Source organism: Tessaracoccus sp., assembly GCF_016714275.1.
In the GTDB taxonomy this organism is placed as follows: domain Bacteria; phylum Actinomycetota; class Actinomycetes; order Propionibacteriales; family Propionibacteriaceae; genus Arachnia.
Window position 1 is genome coordinate 132,822 of sequence record NZ_JADJNP010000002.1, and the last position, 23,706, is coordinate 156,527.

The 23,706-nt window shown below is 68.9% G+C and carries 23 protein-coding genes; 3 read left to right on the forward strand and 20 right to left on the reverse strand.

Annotation, left to right across the window (positions count from 1 at the left end; genetic code table 11):
* Positions 1-69: 69 nt before the first annotated feature.
* From IPJ61_RS09205 to IPJ61_RS09255, 11 genes are all read right to left on the reverse strand, one after another.
* Positions 70-1,245, reverse strand: coding sequence for a LacI family DNA-binding transcriptional regulator (locus IPJ61_RS09205; RefSeq protein WP_297106049.1), 1,176 nt, complete (start codon positions 1,243-1,245; stop codon positions 70-72).
* A 74-nt stretch (positions 1,246-1,319) separates the two neighbouring features.
* Positions 1,320-2,246, reverse strand: a complete 927-nt coding sequence (locus IPJ61_RS09210; RefSeq protein WP_297106053.1) for a glycoside hydrolase family 68 protein — start codon at positions 2,244-2,246, stop codon at positions 1,320-1,322.
* Entirely contained in the window at positions 2,243-3,148 is a 906-nt protein-coding gene (locus tag IPJ61_RS09215; RefSeq protein WP_297106056.1) for a carbohydrate ABC transporter permease, read from the reverse strand. The genes IPJ61_RS09210 and IPJ61_RS09215 overlap by 4 nt, the downstream gene beginning before the upstream one ends.
* 3 nt (positions 3,149-3,151) lie before the next feature.
* Positions 3,152-4,045: a carbohydrate ABC transporter permease gene (locus tag IPJ61_RS09220; RefSeq protein ID WP_297106058.1), complete on the reverse strand. Its 894-nt coding sequence runs from the start codon at positions 4,043-4,045 to the stop codon at positions 3,152-3,154.
* A gap of 64 nt (positions 4,046-4,109) precedes the next feature.
* Positions 4,110-5,408: a sugar ABC transporter substrate-binding protein gene (locus IPJ61_RS09225; protein WP_297106062.1), complete on the reverse strand. Its 1,299-nt coding sequence runs from the start codon at positions 5,406-5,408 to the stop codon at positions 4,110-4,112.
* Positions 5,409-5,590: 182 nt separating this feature from the next.
* Positions 5,591-7,087 carry a family 20 glycosylhydrolase gene (locus IPJ61_RS09230; RefSeq protein ID WP_297106066.1) on the reverse strand — a complete coding sequence of 499 codons (1,497 nt, stop codon included), beginning with the start codon at positions 7,085-7,087 and terminating at the stop codon, positions 5,591-5,593.
* Positions 7,088-7,184: 97 nt separating this feature from the next.
* A complete protein-coding gene (rpiB, locus tag IPJ61_RS09235; protein ID WP_297106070.1) occupies positions 7,185-7,664 on the reverse strand; it encodes a ribose 5-phosphate isomerase B in 480 nt (159 codons plus the stop codon).
* 28 nt (positions 7,665-7,692) lie between these two features.
* Positions 7,693-9,159, reverse strand: coding sequence for a glutamate synthase subunit beta (locus IPJ61_RS09240; RefSeq protein WP_297106073.1), 1,467 nt, complete (start codon positions 9,157-9,159; stop codon positions 7,693-7,695).
* Positions 9,152-13,681 (reverse strand): glutamate synthase large subunit, encoded by a 4,530-nt coding sequence (gltB, locus tag IPJ61_RS09245; RefSeq protein ID WP_297106078.1) that lies wholly within the window; start codon positions 13,679-13,681, stop codon positions 9,152-9,154. Before gltB ends, IPJ61_RS09240 begins: the two co-directional genes overlap by 8 nt.
* Positions 13,682-13,868: 187 nt before the next feature.
* On the reverse strand, positions 13,869-14,444 hold the full coding sequence (locus IPJ61_RS09250; RefSeq protein ID WP_297106081.1) for a TetR/AcrR family transcriptional regulator: 576 nt from the start codon (positions 14,442-14,444) through the stop codon (positions 13,869-13,871).
* Positions 14,425-15,024 (reverse strand): sugar O-acetyltransferase, encoded by a 600-nt coding sequence (locus IPJ61_RS09255; protein WP_297106084.1) that lies wholly within the window; start codon positions 15,022-15,024, stop codon positions 14,425-14,427. Before IPJ61_RS09255 ends, IPJ61_RS09250 begins: the two co-directional genes overlap by 20 nt.
* Positions 15,025-15,081: 57 nt before the next feature.
* Between IPJ61_RS09255 and IPJ61_RS09260 the strand changes: the two genes are divergently transcribed.
* From IPJ61_RS09260 to IPJ61_RS09270, 3 genes are all read left to right on the forward strand, one after another.
* Entirely contained in the window at positions 15,082-16,284 is a 1,203-nt protein-coding gene (locus IPJ61_RS09260; RefSeq protein ID WP_297106086.1) for an MFS transporter, read from the forward strand.
* Positions 16,285-16,414: 130 nt separating this feature from the next.
* A complete protein-coding gene (locus IPJ61_RS09265) occupies positions 16,415-16,777 on the forward strand; it encodes an HNH endonuclease (protein ID WP_297106089.1) in 363 nt (120 codons plus the stop codon).
* 30 nt (positions 16,778-16,807) lie between these two features.
* Positions 16,808-17,389 (forward strand): hypothetical protein, encoded by a 582-nt coding sequence (locus IPJ61_RS09270; RefSeq protein ID WP_297106091.1) that lies wholly within the window; start codon positions 16,808-16,810, stop codon positions 17,387-17,389.
* Positions 17,390-17,401: 12 nt separating this feature from the next.
* Here IPJ61_RS09270 and IPJ61_RS09275 read toward each other — a convergent pair whose 3' ends face one another.
* From IPJ61_RS09275 to IPJ61_RS09315, 9 genes are read right to left on the reverse strand one after another with little or no spacing between them, the layout of a single operon-like run.
* Positions 17,402-18,013 carry an SCO family protein gene (locus IPJ61_RS09275; RefSeq protein WP_297106094.1) on the reverse strand — a complete coding sequence of 204 codons (612 nt, stop codon included), beginning with the start codon at positions 18,011-18,013 and terminating at the stop codon, positions 17,402-17,404.
* On the reverse strand, positions 18,010-18,858 hold the full coding sequence (gene trpA, locus IPJ61_RS09280; RefSeq protein ID WP_297106097.1) for a tryptophan synthase subunit alpha: 849 nt from the start codon (positions 18,856-18,858) through the stop codon (positions 18,010-18,012). The genes IPJ61_RS09275 and trpA overlap by 4 nt, the downstream gene beginning before the upstream one ends.
* Positions 18,855-20,090 carry a tryptophan synthase subunit beta gene (trpB, locus tag IPJ61_RS09285; RefSeq protein ID WP_297106100.1) on the reverse strand — a complete coding sequence of 412 codons (1,236 nt, stop codon included), beginning with the start codon at positions 20,088-20,090 and terminating at the stop codon, positions 18,855-18,857. Before trpB ends, trpA begins: the two co-directional genes overlap by 4 nt.
* Positions 20,087-20,872: an indole-3-glycerol phosphate synthase TrpC gene (trpC, locus tag IPJ61_RS09290; protein WP_297106103.1), complete on the reverse strand. Its 786-nt coding sequence runs from the start codon at positions 20,870-20,872 to the stop codon at positions 20,087-20,089. Before trpC ends, trpB begins: the two co-directional genes overlap by 4 nt.
* Positions 20,869-21,075 (reverse strand): HGxxPAAW family protein, encoded by a 207-nt coding sequence (locus IPJ61_RS09295; RefSeq protein WP_297106106.1) that lies wholly within the window; start codon positions 21,073-21,075, stop codon positions 20,869-20,871. The genes trpC and IPJ61_RS09295 overlap by 4 nt, the downstream gene beginning before the upstream one ends.
* Positions 21,076-21,113: 38 nt before the next feature.
* Positions 21,114-21,539, reverse strand: coding sequence for a hypothetical protein (locus IPJ61_RS09300; RefSeq protein WP_297106108.1), 426 nt, complete (start codon positions 21,537-21,539; stop codon positions 21,114-21,116).
* Positions 21,536-23,026, reverse strand: coding sequence for an anthranilate synthase component I (locus IPJ61_RS09305; protein ID WP_297106111.1), 1,491 nt, complete (start codon positions 23,024-23,026; stop codon positions 21,536-21,538). The genes IPJ61_RS09300 and IPJ61_RS09305 overlap by 4 nt, the downstream gene beginning before the upstream one ends.
* Complete coding sequence (gene hisI / locus IPJ61_RS09310; RefSeq protein ID WP_297106114.1) at positions 23,023-23,349, reverse strand: phosphoribosyl-AMP cyclohydrolase; 327 nt, start codon at positions 23,347-23,349, stop codon at positions 23,023-23,025. Before hisI ends, IPJ61_RS09305 begins: the two co-directional genes overlap by 4 nt.
* The gene (locus IPJ61_RS09315) at positions 23,337-23,615 is read right to left on the reverse strand and encodes a hypothetical protein (RefSeq protein WP_297106117.1); all 279 of its coding nucleotides are present in this window, start codon (positions 23,613-23,615) and stop codon (positions 23,337-23,339) included. Before IPJ61_RS09315 ends, hisI begins: the two co-directional genes overlap by 13 nt.
* Between the last annotated feature and the right edge of the window lie 91 nt (positions 23,616-23,706).

A 23,706-nucleotide genomic window follows, 5' to 3' on the forward strand; every position in this document is an offset into this window, starting at 1 on the left:
GTGTGGCAGTGCAGGTGCACGAACGAATCTGACAACTGTTCCTCCAAGCCCGGGCGACAAGCTCACACCTTACTCGCCCCCAGCGGGCAGCACGGCTCCGCCGCACTCACCGAGTTCGGGGCCAGCCAGCCTTCCGGTGTGGTCCACGTTGATTCCGTCACTCCCCAGGGCCAGCGAGGTCGGACGGTAGGGCGAGGCGTCGGCCGCTGAGCCCAACCCCGGCGCGGCGACGGAGCCCCGCTCGACCATGGTGAAGGGCACGCGGACCACCTCGGCGGGGATCGGCTCCCCCGACTCGAGCGCGTCGAGCACCCTGTCGGCCGAGAGCTTCCCTATCTCGTAGTGCGGCAGAGCGAGCGTCGTCAGGCCCGGACGCAGTTCCTCGGCAACGTGCTGGCGGTTGTCGATGCTGACCACCGAGAGGTCGTCCGGGATACGCACCCCGAGCGTCGAGGCGGCGCGGTAGATGCCCTGCGCCATCAGGTCGTTGAAGGCGAAGATCCCCGTGGGCGGCTCCGGCCCCGTCAGCAGCTCGGTTGTGAGGAGCTCCGCGGCATCCGACTGGGAGTCGGGGTGATCGGTGGTCTGACTCAGCACGCGCCCCCCCTCGATCCCCGCGGCCTCCAACGCCTGACGGAACCCCCGCACGCGGAGGTCGCGGGCCAGGCCGTCGGTCGGATACTCGGTCAGGTGCACGATCCGGCTGTGCCCATGGTCGATGAGCAGCTGCGTCACCTCGCGCCCGGCCGCGAGATCGTCCGGAACAAAACAGGCAACGCCCGGCACGACGGCGTTGAAGCCGACGGTGGGAATGGCTGCCGGAAGCGAGTCGGTGCCGATCGGGCGGTGGTACATAGCGCCGACGAGGAGGCCGTCGACCTGGCGGGCCTGCAACTCGGCGATCGCCTTCGCCCTCTGGACCTGCTCGCCGTCGATGTCGATGAAGAGCATGAGGAAGTCCCGCTCCCACGCGGCGTCCTGCATGCCCTGGATCATGGCGTAGCCGGACGAGGTGGTGAGGATGTTGTCGGTCAGGACGCCGAGCGTGTGCGTGGTGTTGGTCCTCAGGCTCCTCGCCGCGGCGTTCGGCGTGTAGCCCAGCGACTCAGCCGCCGCCCGCACGCGTGCCACGGTGGCGGGCGGGAACCGGTCGGACGTCTCGTTAAGGATCAGCGAAACGGTCGCGCTGGAAAGGCCTGCGGCCGCGGCGACGTCCTTGAGCCTTGCCCTGCCACGATGCTCCACCTCTACTCCTCTCCGATTGCCGAGCCGTAAGCCTAACCTGGCCCTGCGAAATCTCCTTCGCGCCGGGCCCCCGATCAGTCGAACAGCAGGTCGACGGGCTCCAGGATCTCGCCGACGAACGCGCCGTCGACCTCGTTGCAGAAGCCGAGCGCCCGGAAGGCGCCATCGACGTCGCGGACGACGCGCGCAGCGTAGAGCGATTCGTGTGCGATCCGTCGCGCAGCCGAGGCGTTCCACCGGCCGAAAAGGCCCTCCTCGTTCTGCATCACCCACACGCCCGTCTCCGCGCCGTCGGGGAAGACGGCGGGATCGACGAACTCGCCGCCGCTGCAGAAGACCATGGTCGGTACGCCGTCGACGTCGAGGTACTGCAGCACCTCCATCTGGCCGAAGCCCCCTGGCGTCGACAGCGGCGGACGCACCTCCCAGGTGTCGAGATCCGGACTCCAGGCGTGGCCGATCACGCCGCGTCCCTGTGGGGAGCCCTCGGGCGAGCGCGCCGTGATGAGCATGTGCCATCCATCGCCCTCCGGGTCCTTCATCACCCAGGGGTCGCGGAAGGCCTCGTCGTGCCAGACATCGGGCGAGTAGCGCTCGTACCAGGTGGAGTCGGCCTCGAGCAGGAAGGTGTCGCCGAAGCGCTCCCAGTGGATCAGGTCGTCGGAGTCCGCCCGCCCGATGCGCTGGACCATCCCGTTCTCGGCCTTCGTGGTGCCGGTGTAGAACAGGTGGTAGCGCCCCGTCGGCCCCTGCACCACGGACCCCGTCCACGTCGTGCAGTCGTCCCAGGCGGGGGTTTCGCTCGGCGCGATCACGTCCGGCAGCACCGTCCAGTTCCGATAGTCGGTGCTGACGGCGTGCCCGATCGACGGATGCCAATGCCGCAGGTCCGGATCGGACAAGCTCCGGTCGGCTTGGAGGTAGAACAGGTGGTGGGACCCCTGGCCGTCCGTGAACGGCCAGGAGTCCCAGATCCACCTGTCCTTCAGGCGCAGGGTCACCCCTTGACGCCCGAGGAGGCGATCGACGAGATGAACGCGCGCTGGAACATGAGGAACACGATGATCACCGGGATGGTGATGAGGCTCGTGTACGCCATGATCTGCCCCCACGGCGTGCCCTCGGCGGTGCCCGACGCGAAGAAGTAGCGCAGACCCACCTGGACGGGGCGCAGATCCTCCTGCTGGATCACCAGCAGCGGCCACAGATACGAGTTCCACTGCGGCAGGAAGGTGAGGATGGCCGACGTCGCGAAGGCCGGCATGGCCAGCGGCGAGATGACGCTCCAGTAGATCTTGAACCAGCCCGCGCCGTCCACCCGCGCAGCCTCATCCAGCTCCTTGGGAATGGAGCTGTAGTACTGCGTGAAGAGGAAGATCGAGAAGGCGTTCGCGATGAACGGGATAATAAGGACCTCGTAGCTGTTGTTCCAGCCCCAGTCGAGCGCGACGCCGTCGGGGTAGAACCCGATCCTCGGCAGTTTCGAGATCATGTAGACCATCGGGATGGCGAACGTCTCGAACGGCACGATCAGGGTGGCGACGATCGCGCCCAGCAGGATCTTCTTGCCCTTGAAGTTGAGCCGCGCGATCGCGAAGCCCGCCATCGAGTTCACGAGGAGGCCCACCACCACGATGATCGTGGTGACGAAGATCGAGTTCAGGAAGAACCGGGCGACGGGGACGCGGTTGAACACGCCCACGAAGTTGTCGAGCGAGAGGTCACCGACGGGAGCGAAGGCCCGCCATGTCGTGAGATCCGCGAGGATCTGGTCCTTCGGCTTCAAGCTGGAGAACAGCATGAACAGCAGCGGAAGGATGAAGGTCAGCGCGAGAAGAACCAGCGGAATGTAGCTCAGCCAGGCGTTCTTCTTCGTACCCTCGGTGGTTGCGGGTGCGGACATGACTCAGTCCTCCTTTGTGAGCGCGCGCTGAACCAGCGCGAACGCGAGCACGATGATGAAGAAGATCAGCGACAGCGCCGACGCGTAGCCGACGTCGCCGCGAGCCGATCCCATCTGGATGATGTGGTACACGAGCGTCGTCGTCGCGTTGGACGGGCCGCCCTGCGTCATCACGTCGATCTGGACGAACAGCGAGAACGCCGCGATCGTGATGGTGATCAGCACGAAGACGAAGGTCGGGCGGAGGCCCGGCAGTGTGACGTTCAAGAACTGCTGCCACTTGCTCGCGCCGTCGAGCGACGACGCCTCGTACAGGTCGTGGTTGATGGTCTGCAGGCCGGAGAGCCAGATGATCATGTGGAACCCGACGCCCTGCCAGATCGACATGACGACGACGGCGGGAAGTGCCGTCGACGGCTCGTTGAGCCAGTCGATGTTGAACCCGAACATCGCGTTGATCAGGCCGTCCTTCTGGTACATGAACTTCCAGAGCATGGAGACGACCACCATTGAGGTGACGACGGGCATGAAGAACATGACGCGGAACGCCGTGATGCCGCGGAGCTTCTGGTTGACGAGCAGCGCGAGCACGAGTCCGAGCCCGCCCTGCACGGGCACCACCACGAGCACGAAGATCATGATGTTGCGCAGCGCCGCCCAGAACGTCGGGTCTGCCGTCAAGGCGCGGATGAACTGGTCGAAGGCCACGAACTCGGGCGTCCGTGCCGCGCCGAGGCGGGCATTGGTGAAGCCGAGGCCGAACGACATGAAGACCGGCACGGCGATGAACACGATCATGAGGATCGCGGCCGGCAGCACGAAGAGATAGCCTGCGCGACGCTCCTGCTTGACGGTCTTGGACCCGGGCGCGAGAGTCACGCTGGGTGATGAGGACATCGTTGATCCTTCCTATGCGGGTCCGAAGGGGTGGGGCGGAACGCCCCGCCCCACCCCGACGGAGTCACTTGTTGTAGCCGGCCGACTTGATGTCGGTGTCGACCTCGGAGACCGCCTGATCGAGGGTCGCCTTCGGATCCGAGCCGTTCACGATGTCGCGCAGCGCCTTGTCGAAGATGCGGCTGATCACCGGGTATGCCGGGGTGGGCGGACGCACGAGGCCGTTCGCCCCCGTGATCTCCGCCGCGATCTGGGCGGGCTTATCCGGCCCGAAGAAACCCTTCTCGGTCTTCTCCCACGCCGTGGTCGTAGCGGGGATCAGCGACGTCACATCGGAGAACTGGGCGATGTACTTGTCGTCCATGGTGAACTTCAGGTACTCGAGCGCGCCGGTCTTCTGGGTGTCGCTGCAGCTGTTGGTCAGGCTGTACTGCCACGAGCCGACGCCCGCCTTCGAGCCGACGCCGAAGTCCGGGGCGGGGATCATCAGCAGGTCGTCGTAGACCTCCGAGTTCTCCGAGAGCGCCCACACGCCGTTGTACTGCAGCGCGACCTTGCCGGTCTTGAACTCGGTGCGGTCCTGCGCGTTCGACTTCGGCGCGTAGCCGTCGGCGAACTGGGCCTGGAACCACTCGGCGAACTTGACGGCCTCCGGGCCGTTGAGCTTGCCGTCGGCGGTCTCGAACGTGTCACGGTCGATCAGGTCGCCGCCGAAGCTCTGCAGGAGCGGCGCGTACGCGTAGGGCCACCACTCGTCGGCCCAGCCCGGTCCCCAGTCGATGACGTATTCGAACTCGCCGGTGTCCTTGAGCTTCTTCTGGATGTCGGTGAACTCCTCAAGCGTCCAGGGCTGCTCGACGGTGGGCACGCGGGCGCCGACCTTGTCGAGGATGGACTGACGCGTGAAGATCAGCGTCGTCGCGTCCCAGTAGCCGATGCTATAGATCTGGTCCTGGTAGCGCCCGACGGTCGACGGCAGGAAGTTCTGCACGTCGGCGTCGGTGAGGCCGGAGGGCACCAGCCACCCGTTCCACGCCCAGTTCGGCATGATCGGGCCGTCGACGTCGAGGATGCAGGGCAGGTCGCCCGAGGCCGCGGCTCCCTGAACGGAGTCGTTGTAGGCGGCCTGCGGGAAGTCCTGACGGACGACCTCGTACTTGTCCTGGGACTCGTTGAAGTCGGTGATCATCTGGGCGATCACCTTCATCTCGCCCTCGTTGCCGGCCGAGTGGGTCCACATGGTCATCTTGGTCTTGCCGTCGGTACCGCCGTCGGTGTTCTTCGCCTGCTGGCTGCAACCGGCAAGGGCAAGGGGGCCAACGACGGCCAGGACGCCAAGTGTCGTGATTTTCTTCGACTTCACTGTCGTTCCTCTCGTGGAGTCAGTGGGGAGGCCCGATGCCTCTCCGCCGGAGCAATCTAAGCCAGTTAATCCATTTAGTAAATGGTTTAACCGCGATCGTTATCAAATCGAGACCAAGCACGAGCGCACAACGCGACGACGCCCGCCGGGGATCCGGCGGGCGTCGTCGCAGAGGTGAAGGGTCAGTCGGACCAGGCGACTCCCGGCGCGCGATGGAACGCCACGCCCTGCGCGTCCCACAGCGGCGCCAAGCCGCCCAGACGGACGGCGAACGACTCCCAGGTGCGCAACGGGTGCGTGCCGCGCGCGGGCGACCACCCGATCTCGGCCGCGGAGGCGATCCGGGGGAACACGAGGTGGTCGATGTCCGACAGCGTCGCGACCGTCTCGGTCCACAGCGGCGCCTCGACGCCCAGGACGTCGTCGTCGGAGACCCCCTCGATGAGGGTCGACGGCTCCCAGTCGTAGGAGCGCTCGACGCTCGTGGGGCCGTCGGCCCAGGTGAGGCCGAGCGCGGTGTCGGCGTCGTACTTCATGTCGAGGTAGGCGCAGTCGGCGGGCGAAAGGATGAGCGCCCCTCCCCCGCCGGGGAACGCGCGAGACTTCTCCGCGACGTCGGCTTCGTGGTTCCGCAGCCCCCAGAACTGGCCGATCGTGCCCGGCGCCAGCTCCGCGTCGCCGGCCTCGAGCCACACGACGGGGGTCTTGCCGAGGTCGCGCACCATCGCGGACACCCGTGTGACGAAGGAGGCGAAGTCCTCCCTCGCGGTGCTGTGGCACTCGTCGCCACCCACGTGCAGCCAGGGCCCGGGGGTCATGCCTGCCAGGTCGCTGAGCACGTCGGCGAGGAACTCGTAGGTCGGCTCGTGGCGGATGCGCAGCGACGAGTGCCCGACGGCGATGCCCTGGTACGGCTCGCCCTTGGCGGGCGTGCCCCCGCCGAAGGCCTCGATCACGCCGGCCGCCTGCGCCGTGATCACCGGCTCCTCGACCAGGTCCGGGTATGCAAGGCCGATCGCGTGGGTGTGACCGGGGAGGTCGACCTCCGGCACGACGACCATGTCGTTGTCGCCGGCGTACGCCACGATCTCGGCGTAGTCGGCCTGGGTGTAGAACCCGCCCGGCGCGCCGAACACGGCCCACGGCGAAGCCTTCTCGGTCAGCTCGGGACGCGAGGGAATCTCGATCCGCCAGCCCTGGTCGTCGCTGAGGTGAAGATGGAGCGCGTTCAGCTTGAGCCGCGCGGCCCGATCGATGACCTTCTTCACCGTGGCGACGTCGAAGAAGTGCCTGGCAACGTCCAGCATGAGCCCGCGGTACCGGAACCGAGGCGCGTCCTCGACGACGACGGCAGGCAGCACCCACGAGTCGTCCGCGCGTCGCGCCAGCTGCGCCAGCGTGAAGACGCCATAGCGGAGACCGGCGCGGTCCGCGCCGGCGATCCGGACGCCGTCCGGTGCGACCGTCAGGCGATACGACTCGGGCGCGCCCTCCCCGTCGATGGTCAACTCGATCGTCGCGCCCTCCTCTGCCGTGAGGACGGAGCTCCCCGTGGCCGTGAGGATCTCCTGGGCCAGGAGTTCGGAGAGCGGACCGGAGGCTACGGCGTCGGCGAGCGGAAACGCGCCGTCGCCTACCTCGATGCGGGAAGGAGCAGGGACCAGATGCAGTTCGGACATGGGTTCAGCCTTGCACAACGGTCGGCAACCACATTCGTCCGCGCCGCGCCCGCTCAGTCGGAACGATCACGCGTCTCGCAAGCCCCGGAAGGACCGCTCAGGAGACAGCGCCGGGGTCGACCTGGTCCTCGATCACGATGCCGCACTCGCTGGCATTGATCTGGTTCACGCGGCGCTGGTGTCGGCCGCCCTCGAACTCCGTCGCGAGCCACATCCGGGTGATCATCTTCGCGAGCTCGTCGCCGACGACACGGGCACCGAAGGCCAATACGTTGGAGTCGTTGTGCTTGCGCGACATGACGGCGGAGTACGGCTCGGAGCACACGACGCAGCGGATGCCGCGCACCTTGTTCGCCGCGATCGAGATGCCGATGCCGGATCCGCAGATCGCGATGCCCCGGTCCGCCTCGCCGGCTGCAACGGCCTCGCCCACCTTGTGCCCGTAGACCGGGTAGTCCGCGCGGCTCGGGTCGTTGGTACCGAGGTCGATCACCTCGTGGCCCTCCTCCCGCACCACCTCGGCGATGGCCTGCCGCAGCTCCATGGCCGTGTGATCGCTCGCGATGACGACGCGCATGATGTCCTCCTTCGTCCCTGGTGTCAGCCTAGACCAGGAGCTGGCGCACCTCCGGGCCGATGGGACGCGGGAGCTTCGACGAGCCACTCAGGTACTCGTCGACACCCCGGGCGCAGCTGCGGCCCTCCGCGATCGCCCAGACGATCAGCGACTGGCCACGGCCGGCGTCGCCGCAGGCGAAGACCCGATCGACACTCGTGGCAAACGAATCGTCGCGGACGATGTTGCCGCGCGGGTCGAGCGCGAGGCCTAACTCCTCGACCAGGCCGACCTGCTGCGGGCCGGTGAAGCCCATCGCCAGCAGCACGAGCTGCGCGGGGAGGTGGCGCTCGGTGCCCTCGACCGGGACGAACCTTCCGGCGTCGAAGCGCACCTCGACGATGTCCAGCCCGGCCAGGTGCCCGTGCTCGTCGCCGACGTAGCGCGAGGTCGACACCGCGTACACGCGGTCGCCGCCCTCCTCGTGCGCGGAGGTGATCTTGAACGTCATCGGGTACGTCGGCCACGGCTGACCCGCAGGCCGGGTCTCCGGCGGCATCGGCATGATCTCCAACTGCGTGATCGACCGGGCGCCCTGGCGGATGGCCGTGCCGAGGCAGTCCGCGCCGGTGTCGCCGCCGCCGATGATGACGACGTCCTTGCCCTCCGCGCTGACCTGGTTCTCGACGCTCTCCCCCACCGCGACCCGGTTCGCCTGCGGCAGGAACTCCATCGCCTGGTAGATGCCCTTCAGCTCACGGCCCGGAGCGGGCAGGTCGCGGGGCACCGTCGCGCCGATCGCCAACACGACGGCCTCGTACTGCTCCAGAAGCTCGGCGCCCGTGATGTCGACGCCGACGTTCACGCCGGTCTTGAACTGCGTCCCCTCGAGCACCATCTGCTTGAGGCGCCTGTTCAGGACGGACTTCTCCATCTTGAACTCGGGGATGCCGTAGCGCATCAGGCCGCCGATGGCGTCCGCCCGCTCGTACACGACGACGGTGTGCCCCGCCCGCGTCAGCTGCTGCGCCGCGGCGAGGCCCGCCGGTCCGGAGCCGACGACAGCGACCGTCTTCGACGTGTGCCATGCGGGCTGCTGCGGCGTGACCCGGAGGTCGTCCCACGCCTTGTCGATGATGGCGACCTCGACGTTCTTGATGGTCACCGCGTCGCGGTTGATGCCGACAACGCAGGCCGTCTCACAGGGCGCGGGGCACAGCCGTCCGGTGAACTCCGGGAAGTTGTTCGTCGCGTGCAGGCGCTCCAGCGCCGGCTGCCACTCGCCGCGCCACACCAGGTCGTTCCATTCGGGGATCAGGTTCCCCAGCGGGCAGCCGTTGTGGCAGAACGGGATGCCGCAGTCCATGCAGCGGCCGGCCTGCTTGGTGATGATCGGGAGGAGAGCGCGGCCCGGCGTTCCCGGATAGACCTCTTTCCAGTCGTGGACGCGTTCCTCGACCGGGCGGCGGCCCGCGACCTCGCGCGGGGTGGTCATGAATCCCTTCGGGTCAGCCATGAGCGGCCTCCATCATCAGCGTGGTGGTTTCGGTCTCGGAGAGGCCGTCGGCGATCGACATCGCCTGTACGGCCATGACGCGGGCGTAGTCGCGCGGCTCGATCTTGGTGAAGCGCGCGGCCAGCTCGTCGTCGGTCAACTGGAGCAGGCCGTCGGCGACCAGCGAGCCGGTCTCCTCGCGGTGCTCCTCCATCAGCTCCCGGATGCGGGCGATGTCGCCGGCCTCCGGGATGACGGGATCGGCCAACTCGGTGTTGAGACGCAGCGGGTTCAGGTCCAGCACCCAGGCGACTCCGCCGGACATGCCCGCCGCGAAGTTGCGGCCGGTGGGTCCGAGGACGAGCACCTCTCCGCCGGTCATGTACTCGCACCCGTGGTCGCCGACGCCCTCGACGACCGCCGATGCGCCCGAGTTGCGGACGCAGAACCGCTCGCCGACGAGGCCGCGCAGGAACAGCTGCCCGGAGGTCGCGCCATAACCGATGACGTTGCCTGCGACGATCTGCTCCGCCGGGTCGAACGCGGCGTCGGCCTGCGGGGCGACGACGAGACGTCCGCCAGAGAGGCCCTTGCCGAAGTAGTCGTTCGAGTCGCCAACCAGGCGCAGGGTGACGCCGCGCGGGAGGAAGGCTCCGAAGCTCTGCCCGCCGGTGCCGGTGAGCGTGAACTCGATGGTTCCGGGCTCGAGGCCCTTTCCGTCGGTCGCCTTCGTCACCTCGTGGCCGAGGATGGTGCCGACGGTGCGGTCCACGTTGCGCACGGCGAGGCTGTGCCTGACCGTCTCGCCGGAGCGCAGCGCGGGCTCTGCCAGGCGGATCAGCTCGACATCCAGCTTGGTATCGAGGCCGTGATCCTGCGTCGTCGTGCGGTGCAGCTCGGTGCCGGGCGGCGGCGCGATCTGGGTAAGGATCGGGGCGAGGTCGAGTCCCTGCGTCTTCCAGTGGCCGACGGCCTCGCTCACGTCGAGCAGGTCGACACGGCCCACGGCCTCTTCCAGAGTGCGGAACCCCAGCTGTGCCAGCAGTTCGCGCACCTCCTCCGCGATAAACATGAAGAAGTTGACGACATGGTCCGGATCGCCATGGAACTTGCCGCGCAGCTCCGGGTTCTGCGTCGCGACGCCCACCGGGCAGGTGTCCTTATGGCAGACGCGCATCATGATGCAGCCCGACACGACGAGCGGAGCGGTGGCGAAGCCGAACTCCTCGGCACCCAGCAGCGCGGCGACGAGTACGTCGCGGCCGGTCTTCAGCTGGCCGTCGCACTGCACGACGATGCGGTCGCGCAGCCCGTTCAGAAGCAGCGTCTGCTGTGTCTCGGCCAGGCCGAGCTCCCACGGCGCGCCCGCGTGCTTGATCGACGTCAGGGGCGCAGCGCCCGTGCCGCCGTCGTGGCCGGAGATCAGCACGACGTCGGCCTTCGCCTTGCTCACGCCCGCCGCGACCGTTCCGACGCCGATCTCGGAGACCAGCTTCACGTGCACGCGCGCCGAGGTGTTCGCGCACTTCAGGTCATGGATCAGCTGCTTCAGGTCCTCGATCGAGTAGATGTCGTGGTGCGGCGGCGGCGAGATCAGGCCGACGCCGGGCGTCGAGTGCCGCGTCTTTGCCACCCAGGGGTACACCTTGGGGCCGGGCAGCTGGCCGCCCTCACCGGGCTTGGCGCCCTGAGCCATCTTGATCTGCAGGTCCGTCGCGTACGTCAGGTACTCCGACGTGACGCCGAACCGGCCGGAGGCGACCTGCTTGATCGCGGAGCGACGCTGCGGGTCGTGCAGGCGCTCCGGATCCTCGCCGCCCTCGCCCGTGTTGGACTTGCCTCCGATCCGGTTCATCGCAACCGCAAGCGTCTGGTGCGCCTCCATCGAGATCGAGCCGTAGCTCATTGCGCCGGTGGAGAACCGCTTCACGATGTCGCTGGCGGACTCCACCTCATCGATACTGATGGGCTCGCGGTCCCGGAACTTCATCAGCGAGCGCAGTGTCATGATCCGCGACGAGTTGTCGTTGACCAGGGCGGTGTACTTCTTGAACGCGGCGTAGTCGCCGGTCTGCGTCGAGTGCTGGAGGCGGAACACCGTCTCCGGATCGAACAGGTGGGGCTCGCCCTCGCGGCGCCACTGGTACTCGCCGCCGACCAGCAGGTCGCGGTGCGCCAGCGGGATGCCGCTCGCCGGGTACGCCTGCAGGTGGCGGGACCTGATCTCGTCAGCCAGTTGGTCGAGGGTAAGGCCACCGAGCCGGCTCGACGTTCCGGTGAAGTAGCGGTCGACGACATCCTGGCTGAGGCCGATGCATTCGAAGATCTGCGCGCCGCTGTACGAGGCGACGGTGGAGACGCCCATCTTGCTCATCACCTTCAGCACGCCCTTGCTGAGCGCCTTCGCGACGTTGTAGATGGCCTTCTCAGGGCTGACCTCGACGTACATCTCACGCCGGGCGAGATCCTCCGCGGACTCGAACACCAGGTACGGGTTGACCGCGGCCGCGCCGTAGCCGAGCAGCAGCGCGACGTGGTGCACCTCGCGCACGTCGCCCGCCTCGACGACGATCCCCACCTGCGTGCGGGTCTTCTCGCGGACGAGGTGGTGGTGGATCGCGGCAGTCAGCAGCAGCGAGGGGATCGGCGCGAGCTCGGCCGTCGCGTGCCGGTCCGAGAGCACGATGGCGCGCGCTCCCCCACGGATCGCGGCGGAGACCTCCTGGCACAGCTCCTCGAGCTTCGCCGCGAGCGCGCGACCGCCACCCGCGACCTTGTAGAGGCCCTTGACGACGTGCGTCGCGTACCCCGGCAGCGACCCGTCGCGGTTCAGCCGCACGATCTTGGCCAGCTGCTCCGAGTCGAGGATGGGCCTGCTCATGGTGATGACACGGGCCGCCTCGGGCGAGGGTTCCAGCAGGTTCCGCTCCGGGCCGATCTGCGTGGTGAGGCTCGTCACGAGCTCCTCGCGGATCGCGTCCAGCGGCGGGTTCGTGACCTGCGCGAACAGCTGCTTGAAGTAGTCGAACACCAGTCGGGGCCGCTTCGACAGCACCGCGATCGGCGAGTCCGTGCCCATCGAACCGATCGCCTCGGAGCCCGTGTTGGCCATCGGCGCGACGATCTGCCGCAGCTCCTCGTGCGTGAACCCGAAGGTCTGCTGGCGCCGTGTGACGGACGCGTGCGAGTGGACGACGTGCGCGCGGCCCGGCAGGTTGTCGAGCTCGATCTTGTTGTCCGCGACCCAACGCTCGTACGGATGCTCGGCAGCCAGCGCGCCCTTCACGTCGTCGTCGGAGAGGATGCGGTGCTGTTCGAGGTCGAGCAGCAGCATGCGGCCCGGCTGCAGCCGGCCCTTGCGGACGACGTCGGCGGGCTCGATCGGCAGGACGCCCGCCTCGGAGGCGAACACGACGAGGCCGTCGGCGGTCTCCCAGAAGCGGCCGGGTCGGAGCCCGTTGCGGTCGAGGCAGGCCCCGATGATCGCCCCGTCGGTGAAGGTCATGCACGCGGGACCGTCCCAGGGCTCCATGATCGTGGCGTGGAACTCGTAGAACGCGCGGCGCGCCGGGTCCATCTCGGCGTGGCTCTCCCACGCCTCGGGGATCATCATGAGCACGGCGTGCGGCAGCGAGCGGCCGCCCAGATGCAGGAGCTCCAGCACCTCGTCGAAGGACGCCGAGTCGGAGCCGTCGGGCGAGCAGATCGGGAACAGCCGCTCCATCGATCCCGGGAACTTGTCGGAGGTCAGCAGCGCCTCGCGCGCCCGCATCCAGTTGCGATTGCCGCGGACGGTGTTGATCTCGCCGTTGTGCGCGATCATCCGGTACGGGTGCGCCAGCTCCCACGCGGGGAAGGTGTTGGTGGAGAACCGCGAGTGGACGAGCGCGAGTGCCGACGCGATCCGCTCGTCGTGCAGCTCGGGGAAGACCTCTTCGAGCTGGGCGGTGGTGAGCATGCCCTTGTAGACCAGCGTGCGCGCGGACAGCGACGCGAAGTACAGGCCGGCCTCGTGCTGTGCGCGCCGGCGCAGCACGAAGGTGTAGCGGTCGAGGTCGATGCCCGACTGGCCCTCGCGCCCCGCGACGATCAGCTGCTCGAAATGCGGCATCGCGCCGATGGAGATCGGCGAAAGCGTCCCGGTCTCGACGGGGACCTCGCGCCACGCGAGCACGTCGAGGTCGACCTCCTCGGCGATCTGCGCAACCAGGTCCTTGACTCGGGCGCGCTCCGCCTCGTCAGTGGGAAGGAACGCCAGGCCGACGGCGTACTCGCCCGCGTCGGGAAGGCGCGTGCCCACGACGGCGCGCAGGAACGCGTCGGGAACCTGGATCAGGATGCCTGCGCCGTCGCCGGCCGCCTCGTCGGCACCCGTCGCCCCGCGGTGGTCAAGGTTGCGCAGGGCCTCAAGCCCCTGCTCGACGATCGAATGCCGGGCCACGCCGTCGAGCTGGGCCACGAAGGCCACGCCGCACGCGTCGTGCTCGTACAGGGGGTCGTACAAACCGATCTTCTCGCGATGCGGGAAAACGCTCGTCGCCATGGTGCAAGACCTCCTCGAATCCATACAAGGCGCGCGCCGCAATGCGGCGGGCCGTGGAAACATTAGATCCCTGAAAGGACGCCCTCAGACCAGATTCGGGTGCATACGAAAACCCTTCGCAAGATTGTTACGCGGCCGAAACATGAGGCCGGACCGCGACTCCTGGTTCGGAGATCGTGGCGGGCGACTAGTCACACACGCGCTGCACGGCGCGGCGAACCTCCCCCGGATCGCGTTCCTCCACGTCGAGTGCGCGGTGGATGGTCAGCCCCTCGATGAGCGCGTCGAGCAGGCGAGCGGTCTCCGGGTCGAAGTGCCGCTCCAGCGCTGCTCGGCTGCGCGCCATCCACCGCGTGGTGATGTCCCGGAAAGCGGCCTCCCTTGCGGCGAGGGTGTACAGCTCGTGGGTGAGCACGAGGTCGCGCCTGTCGCCGAAGACGTCTTCCAGGATGATGTCGACCACCGAGTCCCTCGCCGACTCCTGACCGGTGGCGGCCTCCATCCTGCGCGCGAACCTGTCGGCCACGCCGTCGGCGAAGCGGGAGAAGGCCTCACGCAGCAGGTCGTCCATGCCCGCGAAGTGATACGTCATCGAGCCGAGCGGCACGTCGGCGGCCTCAGCGATCCGGCGGTGCGAGGCGCCCGCCACGCCGACGTCGGCAATCACCACCAGACACGCGTCGATGATCCGGTCGCGGCGTCCGGGGTCGGTACGCCGCGCCCTGCGCGCGGTGCCCACCGGATCAGCGGGCGGCGTCGTCATCTGCGATCTTCCTGACCACCCGTGCGGGGTTGCCCACCGCGACGACGTTGGCGGGGATGTCCCTGGTGACCACGGATCCGGCGCCGATCACGCTGTTGTCGCCGATCGTCACGCCAGGACACACGATCACGCCGCCGCCGAGCCACACGTTGGCGCCCAGCGTGATGGGGAGCGCCGCCTCGAGCTTGTCGCGGCGGGGCGTCGGAGCGATCGGGTGGGTCGGGGTGAGCAGTTGGACATTGGGGCCGAGCTGGCAGTCGTCGCCGATGGTGATGGCCGCCACGTCGAGCGCCATCAGGTTGTAGTTGACGAACACGCGCTCGCCGATCGAGATGTTCTCGCCGTAGTCGACGTACAGCGGCGGCTTCACGTAGGCGCCCTCCCCCAGATGGCCGACGAGCTGCGCCAGCAACTCCCTCGCGCCAGGGTCGCCGTCGACCTCCGCGCGGTGGTAGGCGTCGACGAGCCGCACGGCGCGCTGCGCGATCCTGCCGCTCTCGGGGTCGTCGGCGATATAGAGGTCCCCGGCAAGCATACGCTCGCGGTTGGTTCGCGGGTCGTCCGCAAAGTAGTCCTTCATGACGCCATCCTAGCTCTATGTGGACGTACGTACACTAGAGGTGTAGCGTTTCTCGACGTGTACTCCCTCCTTCTCGCGATCATCTACCTCGCGTTCATCAGCCTCGGGCTGCCCGACTCCCTCGCCGGCGCCGGCTGGCCCGTGATGCACGGGGATCTCGGCGTCCCCGTCTCCTTCGCCGGCCTCCTGACCATGATCATCGCCGCCGGCACGATCGTGTCGAGCCTGCAGTCGGACCGGTTGACCCGACGGTTCGGCGCCGGGCTGGTCACCGCCGCCAGCGTCGGTCTGACGGCGGTCGCCCTGCTCGGCTTCTCCTTCTCCGGCTCCTTCTGGTTGCTCTGCCTGTGGGCCGTGCCCTACGGCCTGGGTGCCGGCGCCGTCGACGCCGCGCTGAACAACTACGTGGCCCTTCACTACTCGTCGAAGCACATGAACTGGCTGCACTGTTTCTGGGGCGTCGGCGCGTCGATCAGCCCGTTCATCATGAGCCACGCGCTGAGCGGCGGGCTCGGCTGGTCCGGCGGCTACCGGATCGTCGGCATCATCCAGGTGGCCCTCGTCGCGCTGCTCTTCCTGACCCTGCCGCTGTGGCGCAGGGTCAACGAGACCCACCCGGAACACGCGCCCGAGGGCGTCGACGGCGAACCAACCAAGCCGCTCGGTCTCGCCGGCACCCTGCGCCTACCCGGCGCCCCGATGCTGCTCATCGCGTTCTTCGGGTACTGCGCACTCGAGGGCACCTTCATCCTGTGGTCGGCGACGTTCCTCGTGCAGGAGCGCGAGGTCCTGCCCGCGACGGCGGCCGCGTTCGCCTCCCTGTACCTCCTCGGCATCACCGCGGGCCGGTTCCTCGGCGGCTTCGTCGCGGACCGCTTGGGTGACCGCCAGCTGATCAGGATCGGCATCGCGACGGTGGCCCTCGGTGTCATCCTCGTCGCCCTGCCTTTGGAGAACGACGTCCCCGCGCTCGCCGGCCTCGTCATCGCGGGCCTCGGCAGCGCCCCTGTCTACCCCGCCATCATCCACTCGACACCCACCAACTTCGGCCGGGAGAACTCGCAGGCGGTGATCGGCATCCAGATGGCCAGCGCCTACCTGGGCATGACACTGATGCCGCCCCTGTTCGGCGCCCTCTCCGGCTGGCTCGGCCTGTGGATCTTCCCGCTCTACGCCGGCCTCCTCGTCGCCCTGATGCTGGTGATGTCCGAGTGGCTGAACCGCATCGTCGGCCGCCGAAAGGACGCCGTCACCGTCTAGGTCCTCCGCCCTCGCGGGCCCTACTGGGAGTCGAACGGATTCGCCGCTAACTCGGCGATCTGGGAGAGATCCCGCCCAAACGACCCTGTTGGCGGCGGATCCGTTCGCATCGCCGAGTAGCGTCGCTCCCATGGCAGTTCGTTCTCGCGCCAAGGTGTACGCCCGGCGTCGAAAGCGTCGGATGGCCGCACAGACGCACGACTTGACCGCGGCGCAATGGGCGGCGCTGGTCGACGCCTGGGGCGGGTGCGCGTATTGCGAGGGACGCGCACCCACGTATACGAAGGACTGCGTCCTGCCCATTTCGCGCGGTGGCCGCTACACGCTCACGAATGTGGTGCCCGCCTGTGGCTCCTGCAACGCGAGCAAGTGGAACAGCGAGGTGACCGGCTGGATGCGGCGAAAGAAGCTGGATGAGGAGCGGTTCCTGGTGCGGCACCTCGAGATCGCTCGGTGGCTGACCAGCCAGGCCGCCGCGGAGCCGGATGGGTGAACCAGTCCGCAAGACGGGTAACGTGGGCGCATGAGAAGGTCGACGGTGACCGCGTTGACGGCGACGCTCCTGCTGGCACTACCCCTGCAACTCGCCGGATGCGCTCCATCCACCAGTGCGCGACCCGCCGCACCGGCGGAGACATCGACCATGGAGGATCCGACCCCAGAGGCCGACAGGCGTGTGTTGGAGACGTCGGGGCCGTTGAGCGACGCGCTCAGCTCTGATCCTGGGTTCGGTGGGATCTGGGTCGACGATGACCACACCGTCCATGTCGTGATGACCGCCGAGCGCCTGGGTGGGGCTCAGGACATCGCACGGTATGCGTTTGCGGATGGCCCGCCGACAGCGATCCCGTTCGAGGTCGGACAACACACGTACGAAGAGCTCGTCGCGCGACGCGACGAGATCTCGGAACTTCTCCCACCCTTGCGCGCTCAGGGGATCGGGGTCTCGCAGTGGGGCCCCGACGTCGAACTCAACGCCGTCTACGTGATGGTCGTCGATTTGGAGGAGGGCGACGAACAGACGATCCACGAGGTGCTCGGCGACGACGTGGTCGTGCTGGAGGACGAGGCGCCCGAGGGAGAACCGTTCTCCGGCCGGTGGTGAGGCCCGCTCGCGCTAGCTGATCAGGCGGGTGAGGTCTTCCTTCAGGTCGTTGATCGACGCCTGGTTCCAGAGGACCGTCAACGTGCGGTCCTCGCCGAAGCCGAGGACGTAGCTGCCGTGGTTGACCTCGTAGCCGCCGCTGGGGAGCTGCTTGCCCTCCGAGATGTCGATGCCGAGGCTCAGCGCCGCCGGCTTGATCGCCTCCAAGTCGCCCGTCAGGCCGACGAACGACTCATCCACGCGCGCCAAATACTCCCTCAACGCGTCCGGGGTATCGCGGGCGGGGTCGGTCGTGACCAGGATCAGCGTGACGTCGTCGACCAGGTCTTCGGGCAGGCGGCGCTTCGCCGTCGCCATGTCGGCCAGGATTCCCGGGCAGACGTCGGGGCAGTTGGTGTAGCCGAAGAACAGCGCGACAGCCTTCGTCGTCGGGTCCTTGGCCAGGTTGTACGGGTTACCGTACTGGTCCGTCAGCGTGACATCCGGCAGTGGCGCGCCGCTGCCGTCGAGGTGCGTGCCATGCCAGGGACCCTTGGTGGGGCCGGTCACCGGCGGCACATCAGGGCCGCACGCGGCGACAAGGCCGAGCGCGCCCAGCCCCAGCAGCGTGCGGCGACGGATCACCGGCGCGACCTGTCGACGCCCGCGGCCAGATCGCCCGCGAGCGCGCGGAGCCGCGCCAGGTCCCCGGGCATGTCCGCGCCGTCGGAGTCGAGGCACTTCAGCAGCGCTGAGCCGATGATCACGAGGTCCGCGTACGTGCCGATCTCCGCGGCCTGCGCGCCATCGCTGACGCCCAGCCCTATGCCGATGGGCAGCGTCGGATCGATCGCCCGAGCACGCTCCACGATGACGGGCGCGGCGTCGGACGTCGAGGCCCGGGCGCCCGTGACGCCCATGACGCTGGACGCGTAGACCCAGCCGCGGCAGGACGACATGGTGAGCGCGATCCGCTCATCCACCGACGACGGCGCGATCAGGAAGACCCGGTCGAGCCCGCACGCGTCCGTAGCGGCGAACCATTCCGGGCAGTCGTCCGGCGGCAAGTCGGGCGTGATGGTGCCCGCTCCCCCGGCCGCCGCGAGGTCGCGCGCGAACGCGTCGACGCCGTAGGCCTCGATCAGGTTCCAGTAGGTCATCACCATGGGCGTGGCCCCGGCGTTGGCGACGGCCTCGACGGCGGCGAACGCATCGCGCGTCCGGACGCCGCGGGCACGGGCCTTCGACGTCGCGTGCTGGATGACGAGGCCGTCCATCAGCGGATCCGAGTACGGGATGCCGATCTCGACGATGTCGGCGCCAGCGCCGTCGGTGCCCTCGACGAGCGCCTGGACCGCCAGAATGGAGTCCGCGACGCTCGGGTAGCCCACCGGCAGGTAGCCCACCATGGCGGGACGTCCCTCCGCGAGGCAGCGGGCCACGGTGGCGCCGCTCTTGCCGAGCCGCGCCGGGTCGGTGAACTGGCTCATTCGAGGCCCCCCACGGTCTTGTCGGGTGTGCCGGGCAGCCCGAAGTAGTCGAACGCCGTCGCCACGTCCTTGTCGCCACGGCCGGAAAGGCACACGAGGATACTCGGGCTGGCGGTCGGGTCCTCCTCCGCGAGGCGGCAGCCCAGTCGCATCGCGCCGGCGACGGCGTGCGCGGACTCGATCGCCGGGATGATGCCCTCGGTGCGGGTTAGGAGGCGGAAGGCCTCCATGGCCTCGTCGTCGGTGATCGGCTCGTACGTGGCGCGGCCGGTCTCGGCGAGCCACGCGTGCTCCGGGCCGACGCCCGGGTAGTCGAGTCCGGCGGAGATCGAGTGCGACTCGATGGTCTGGCCGTCCTCGTCCTGCAGCACGAACGTGCGCGCGCCGTGCAACACGCCGGGACTCCCCGCGGTGATGGTCGCGGCGTGGCGGCCGGTGGAGATGCCGTCGCCCTCGGCCTCGAAGCCGTAGAGCTTCACGGACTCGTCAGGGATGAAGTCGTAGAACATGCCGATGGCGTTCGAGCCGCCGCCGACGCAGGCCGCGACGTAGTCGGGCAGCGCGCCGTACGCGTCCAGCATCTGCTGGCGGGCCTCCGTGGAGATCACGCGCTGCAGCTCGCGGACCAGGTAAGGGAACGGGTGCGGGCCGCCGACGGTTCCGATCAGGTAGTGCGTCGAGTCGACGGTGGTCACCCAGTCGCGCATCGCCTCGTTCATCGCGTCCTTCAGCGTGCGCGAACCCGCCGCGACGGCGTACACCTCGGCGCCGAGCAGCTGCATGCGCGCCACGTTCAGCGCCTGGCGCTGGGTGTCGACCTCGCCCATGTAGACCCGGCACTCGAGGCCGAGCAAGGCTGCGGCGGTCGCCGTCGCGACGCCGTGCTGTCCGGCGCCCGTCTCGGCGATCACCCGCGTCTTGCCCATGCGCTTGGTGAGCAGGGCCTGGCCGAGCACGTTGTTGACCTTGTGCGCACCGGTGTGATTGAGGTCCTCGCGCTTCAGCAGGACGCGCGCGTTGCCGCACAGCTCGGAGAAGTTGCGGGCCTCGGTGATCGGCGTCGGACGCCCGGCGTAGTCGCGCTGCAGCCGTGTCAGCTCCGCATGGAACGACGGGTCGGCCTGGGCCTCTTCGAAGGCCTCGGTCAACTCGGTGAGCGCGGCCTGCAGGGCCTCGGGGACGAAACGGCCCCCGAACTTTCCGAAGTGGCCGTCCTGGGTCGGCAGGCTCATGCCGTGCCCCTTCCTGCCGCCATGAGGTCGGCGATCGCGCGGGTGGGGTCGCCGTGCTTCACGAGCGCCTCCCCCACCAGGATGACGTCGGCCCCGGCGACGCGCGCGACGTCCTCCGGGCCGAGGATGCCGGACTCGGCGACCTTGACGGCCGCGTCGCCGATGCGCTCGGCAAGGCCGGCGTAGGTGTCGATATCGACGTCGAGCGTCTTCAGATTGCGGTTGTTCACCCCGATCAGCTCGGCCCCGGCGGCGAGCGCCCGATCGACCTCCTCGGTGGTATGGGTCTCCACGAGCGCGGTCATGCCCAGGTCAGCGGTGAGGCCGAGGAACCGGGCGAGGTCCGCGTCGTGGAGGGCGGCGACGATGAGCAGGATGAGGTCGGCGCCGTGGGCACGGGCCTCGAAGAACTGGTACTCGTCGACCATGAAGTCCTTGCGCAGAACCGGCACGTCGACCCGCGCGCGGACGGCGTCGAGGTCGGCCAGCGTGCCGTTGAAGCGCCGCGCCTCGGTCAGCACCGAGATCGCGGCCGCGCCGCCCGCCGCGTAGGAGGCGGCGAGCTCTGCCGGGTCGGCGATCTCAGCGAGATAGCCCTTCGACGGTGACTTCCGCTTGACCTCGGCGATCACCGCGAGGTCGGGCGCACGGAACCGCGGCATCGGATCCAGCGGCGCGGGTGCGTTCTCCGCGGCGCGCGCGATGTCGGCGAGGGAGGTCTCGCTTCTGCGCTGTTCGAGGTCTGTGCGTACTCCGGCGATGATGTCGTCGAGAACGGTCACGGCTGCCCGTAGCCCATGGCCTTCATCACCATGGTCAGGATGCCGCCCAGGAGGATCAGCACGCCGCCCGCAATGGCGATCGGCCAGTTCGGGCCGATGACCGCGCCGACGGCAGCGACGACGAAGCCGATCGACGCCGTGACGGAGCCGGTCCAGGCAGCAGGGCTGCGGCCGTGATGGTAGTACTTCGGGGTACGCGCCATGAGCCGACCTTTCGTGAGCGGGATACGTGCGGCCGAGCCTACCCGCTGCCACCTTGCGAGCGCATGTCCTGTTCATCGGCCGGCGCGTCGGTGGTCGTCGGGTCCTCGCCCTTGTCCATGGCCGCCCATGGATCGAGCGCCCGCCCCGAGCCGGAGGCGCGTTCCGTGCGCCAGCGCGGCCCCCAGACCACGACGCCGAGCGCGGCGACGGCGACCACCGCGAACCCTGCGCAGGCCACCCACTGCCCTGCCTGCACGGACCAGCCGGCGCCCGTCACGGCCAGTGCGGTGAGCAGCACCCCGACGACGCGCAGCCCGACCCCGCGCAGCATGAGCGAGAGGCCGATCCCGGCGGCTGCGGCCCAGGCGAGCGAGCCCACCGGCGACGACGCGGCCTGCGCCGCGATGCCCGCCGTCACGGCCCCCGCAGCAGCGGCGAGCGTGACGGGCGCCCGCCCGATCACGGCCTGCCCATCGCCTCGGCGCGCCCGATCGCCGAGATCACGGCACGCGCCTTGTGGGAGCACTCCGCGTCCTCGAGCTCCGGCACGGAGTCGGCAACGATCCCCGCCCCCGCCTGCACGTGAGCCACGCCGTCGGCCATGACCGCTGTGCGGATCGCGATGGCGACATCGGCGTTGCCCGCGAAGTCGAAGTAGCCGACGACGCCCCCGTACAGGCCGCGGCGGCTGAGCTCCAGCTCGTCGATGATCTCCATGGCGCGGACCTTCGGCGCGCCCGAAAGCGTGCCTGCGGGGAAGCACGCGAGCACGGCCTCCAGCGCGGATCGATCCTCCGCGACACGGCCGGACACGGCCGCCTCGAGATGCATGATGTGCGAGTAGCGGCGCACCTTCATGAACTCGTGCACGGTGACGCTGCCGGGCTCGCAGATGCGGCCGAGATCGTTGCGGCCCAGGTCGACGAGCATGAGATGCTCGGCCTTCTCCTTCGGATCGGCAACGAGCTCCTCGGCGAGCCGGCGATCCTCGTCGGGCGTCGCGCCACGGGGACGGGAGCCGGCGATCGGCCGCGTGGTGGCCACGCCGTCGGTCACGGTCACGAGCGCCTCGGGGCTGGAGCCGACGACGGCGAACCCGGGCAGCCGCAGCAGGTAGAGGTACGGGCTGGGGTTGGTCACCCGGAGGGCGCGGTAGACCTGGAGCGGGTCGGCGCTGGTAGGCACGTCGAAGCGCTGCGACACCACAATCTGGAACGCCTCGCCCGCACGGATCTCCTCCTTCGCCGCCTCGACGAGCGCCTGATACTCCTCGGAAGTGCGCTGGCGCCGGATCTCCGGCAGCGTCGCCTCGCCCTCATCGACGACCAATGGCTGCCGCGGCTGCCGCAGCAGGTCGGCCATGCGCTCGACGGCGGCGACGGCGGCGACGTACGCACGCTCCACGCCCTCGTCGCTGGCGTTGTAGTTGATCGCGTTGGCGATCAGCCAGACCTCGCCGCGGTGGTGGTCGAGGACAGCCACCTCGCTGGCGAGCATCATGGTCAGCTCGGGGAGGTGGAGGTCGTCGACGGTGGTCTCCGGGAGGCGTTCGAGGCGCCGGACGACGTCGTAGCCGAGGTAACCGACCATGCCGGCGTGGAACGGCGGCAACCCGGGCGTCGCGGGCGTCGCCAGCTCGGAGAGGACCACCTGGAGAGCCGCGAGCGGATCGCCGCCCTCCGGGATGCCCACGAGTTCGCGCCCCAGCCAGGCGGCGTGGCCGTCGCGCTCGGTGAGGGTCGCGGCCGTGTTGACACCGACGAACGAGTAGCGCGACCACACGCCCGACTCCGCGGACTCGAAGAGGAAGGTGCCCTCGCGTTCGCCGCACAGTTGGCGGTAGAGCGCGATGGGGGTCAGGTCGTCGGCCAGAAGCTTCGCGTAGACGGAGATGACGCGGCGGTCCGCGGCGAGGTCGAGGAACTCGGCCTGTGAGGGCTGGATGATCACCGCGCGTTCTCCGCGGTCAGTTCCGTGAAGAAGCACGTGCGGTTGCCGGTGTGGCACGCGGCGCCGGTCTGGCGGACGGTGACGAGCAGCGTGTCGCCATCGCAGTCGGCGGCGACGCTCACTACGGCCTGGTGGTGCCCGGACGTCTCGCCCTTGACCCAGTACTCCTGCCGCGAGCGCGACCAGTAGGTCGCCTTGCCCGTGGCGAGCGTGCGCCGCAGCGCCTCCTCATCCATCCAGGCCATCATCAGGACCTCGCGGGTGTCCGCGTCCTGTGCGATCGCGGGGATGAGCCCGTCGGAGTTGTACGTCAGCTGAGGCATGGGGACCATTGTGCCGCTCCCGCGCGGACGCGGCGACCAGGGCCGTCGGCGCGGTCAGGCGCGCAGCCGGCGCTCGAGTTTGCCGCGGGTGTTGTCCAGGAGCAGCCGGGAGCGCAGGAGTCGACGGGCAGCCCCAGCTCGCCGATGCGGACCGCGCCGTCGACAGGTTCCTTCGCGCAGCCGCTGGGTACCGGACGCCCGCCCCAGTCGAAGATCCGCACGCGCCCGACGCGCACAGCGGCCACGGTTCCGAGCAACGTGTTCACGGACCCACCCTAAGGTGCCTGCACAGGCTCGTCCGAGGGAGCGCCATGGAGGAATGACGCACAGCGGTCTTCTTTGTGCGCTATAGAGCAC

Coding starts and splice junctions, on each gene's coding strand:
- trpA (WP_297106097.1), bottom strand. CDS start 18,858: ATGAGCCAGTTCACCGACCCGGCGCGGCTCGGCAAGAGCGGCGCCACC.
- hisI (WP_297106114.1), bottom strand. CDS start 23,349: ATGCCTCAGCTGACGTACAACTCCGACGGGCTCATCCCCGCGATCGCA.
- rpiB (WP_297106070.1), bottom strand. CDS start 7,664: ATGCGCGTCGTCATCGCGAGCGATCACACGGCCATGGAGCTGCGGCAG.
- IPJ61_RS09265 (WP_297106089.1), top strand. CDS start 16,415: ATGGCAGTTCGTTCTCGCGCCAAGGTGTACGCCCGGCGTCGAAAGCGT.
- IPJ61_RS09215 (WP_297106056.1), bottom strand. CDS start 3,148: ATGTCCGCACCCGCAACCACCGAGGGTACGAAGAAGAACGCCTGGCTG.
- IPJ61_RS09250 (WP_297106081.1), bottom strand. CDS start 14,444: ATGACGACGCCGCCCGCTGATCCGGTGGGCACCGCGCGCAGGGCGCGG.
- IPJ61_RS09220 (WP_297106058.1), bottom strand. CDS start 4,045: ATGTCCTCATCACCCAGCGTGACTCTCGCGCCCGGGTCCAAGACCGTC.
- IPJ61_RS09270 (WP_297106091.1), top strand. CDS start 16,808: ATGAGAAGGTCGACGGTGACCGCGTTGACGGCGACGCTCCTGCTGGCA.
- IPJ61_RS09240 (WP_297106073.1), bottom strand. CDS start 9,159: ATGGCTGACCCGAAGGGATTCATGACCACCCCGCGCGAGGTCGCGGGC.
- IPJ61_RS09255 (WP_297106084.1), bottom strand. CDS start 15,024: ATGAAGGACTACTTTGCGGACGACCCGCGAACCAACCGCGAGCGTATG.
- trpB (WP_297106100.1), bottom strand. CDS start 20,090: ATGAGCCTGCCGACCCAGGACGGCCACTTCGGAAAGTTCGGGGGCCGT.
- IPJ61_RS09230 (WP_297106066.1), bottom strand. CDS start 7,087: ATGTCCGAACTGCATCTGGTCCCTGCTCCTTCCCGCATCGAGGTAGGC.
- IPJ61_RS09295 (WP_297106106.1), bottom strand. CDS start 21,075: ATGGCGCGTACCCCGAAGTACTACCATCACGGCCGCAGCCCTGCTGCC.
- gltB (WP_297106078.1), bottom strand. CDS start 13,681: ATGGCGACGAGCGTTTTCCCGCATCGCGAGAAGATCGGTTTGTACGAC.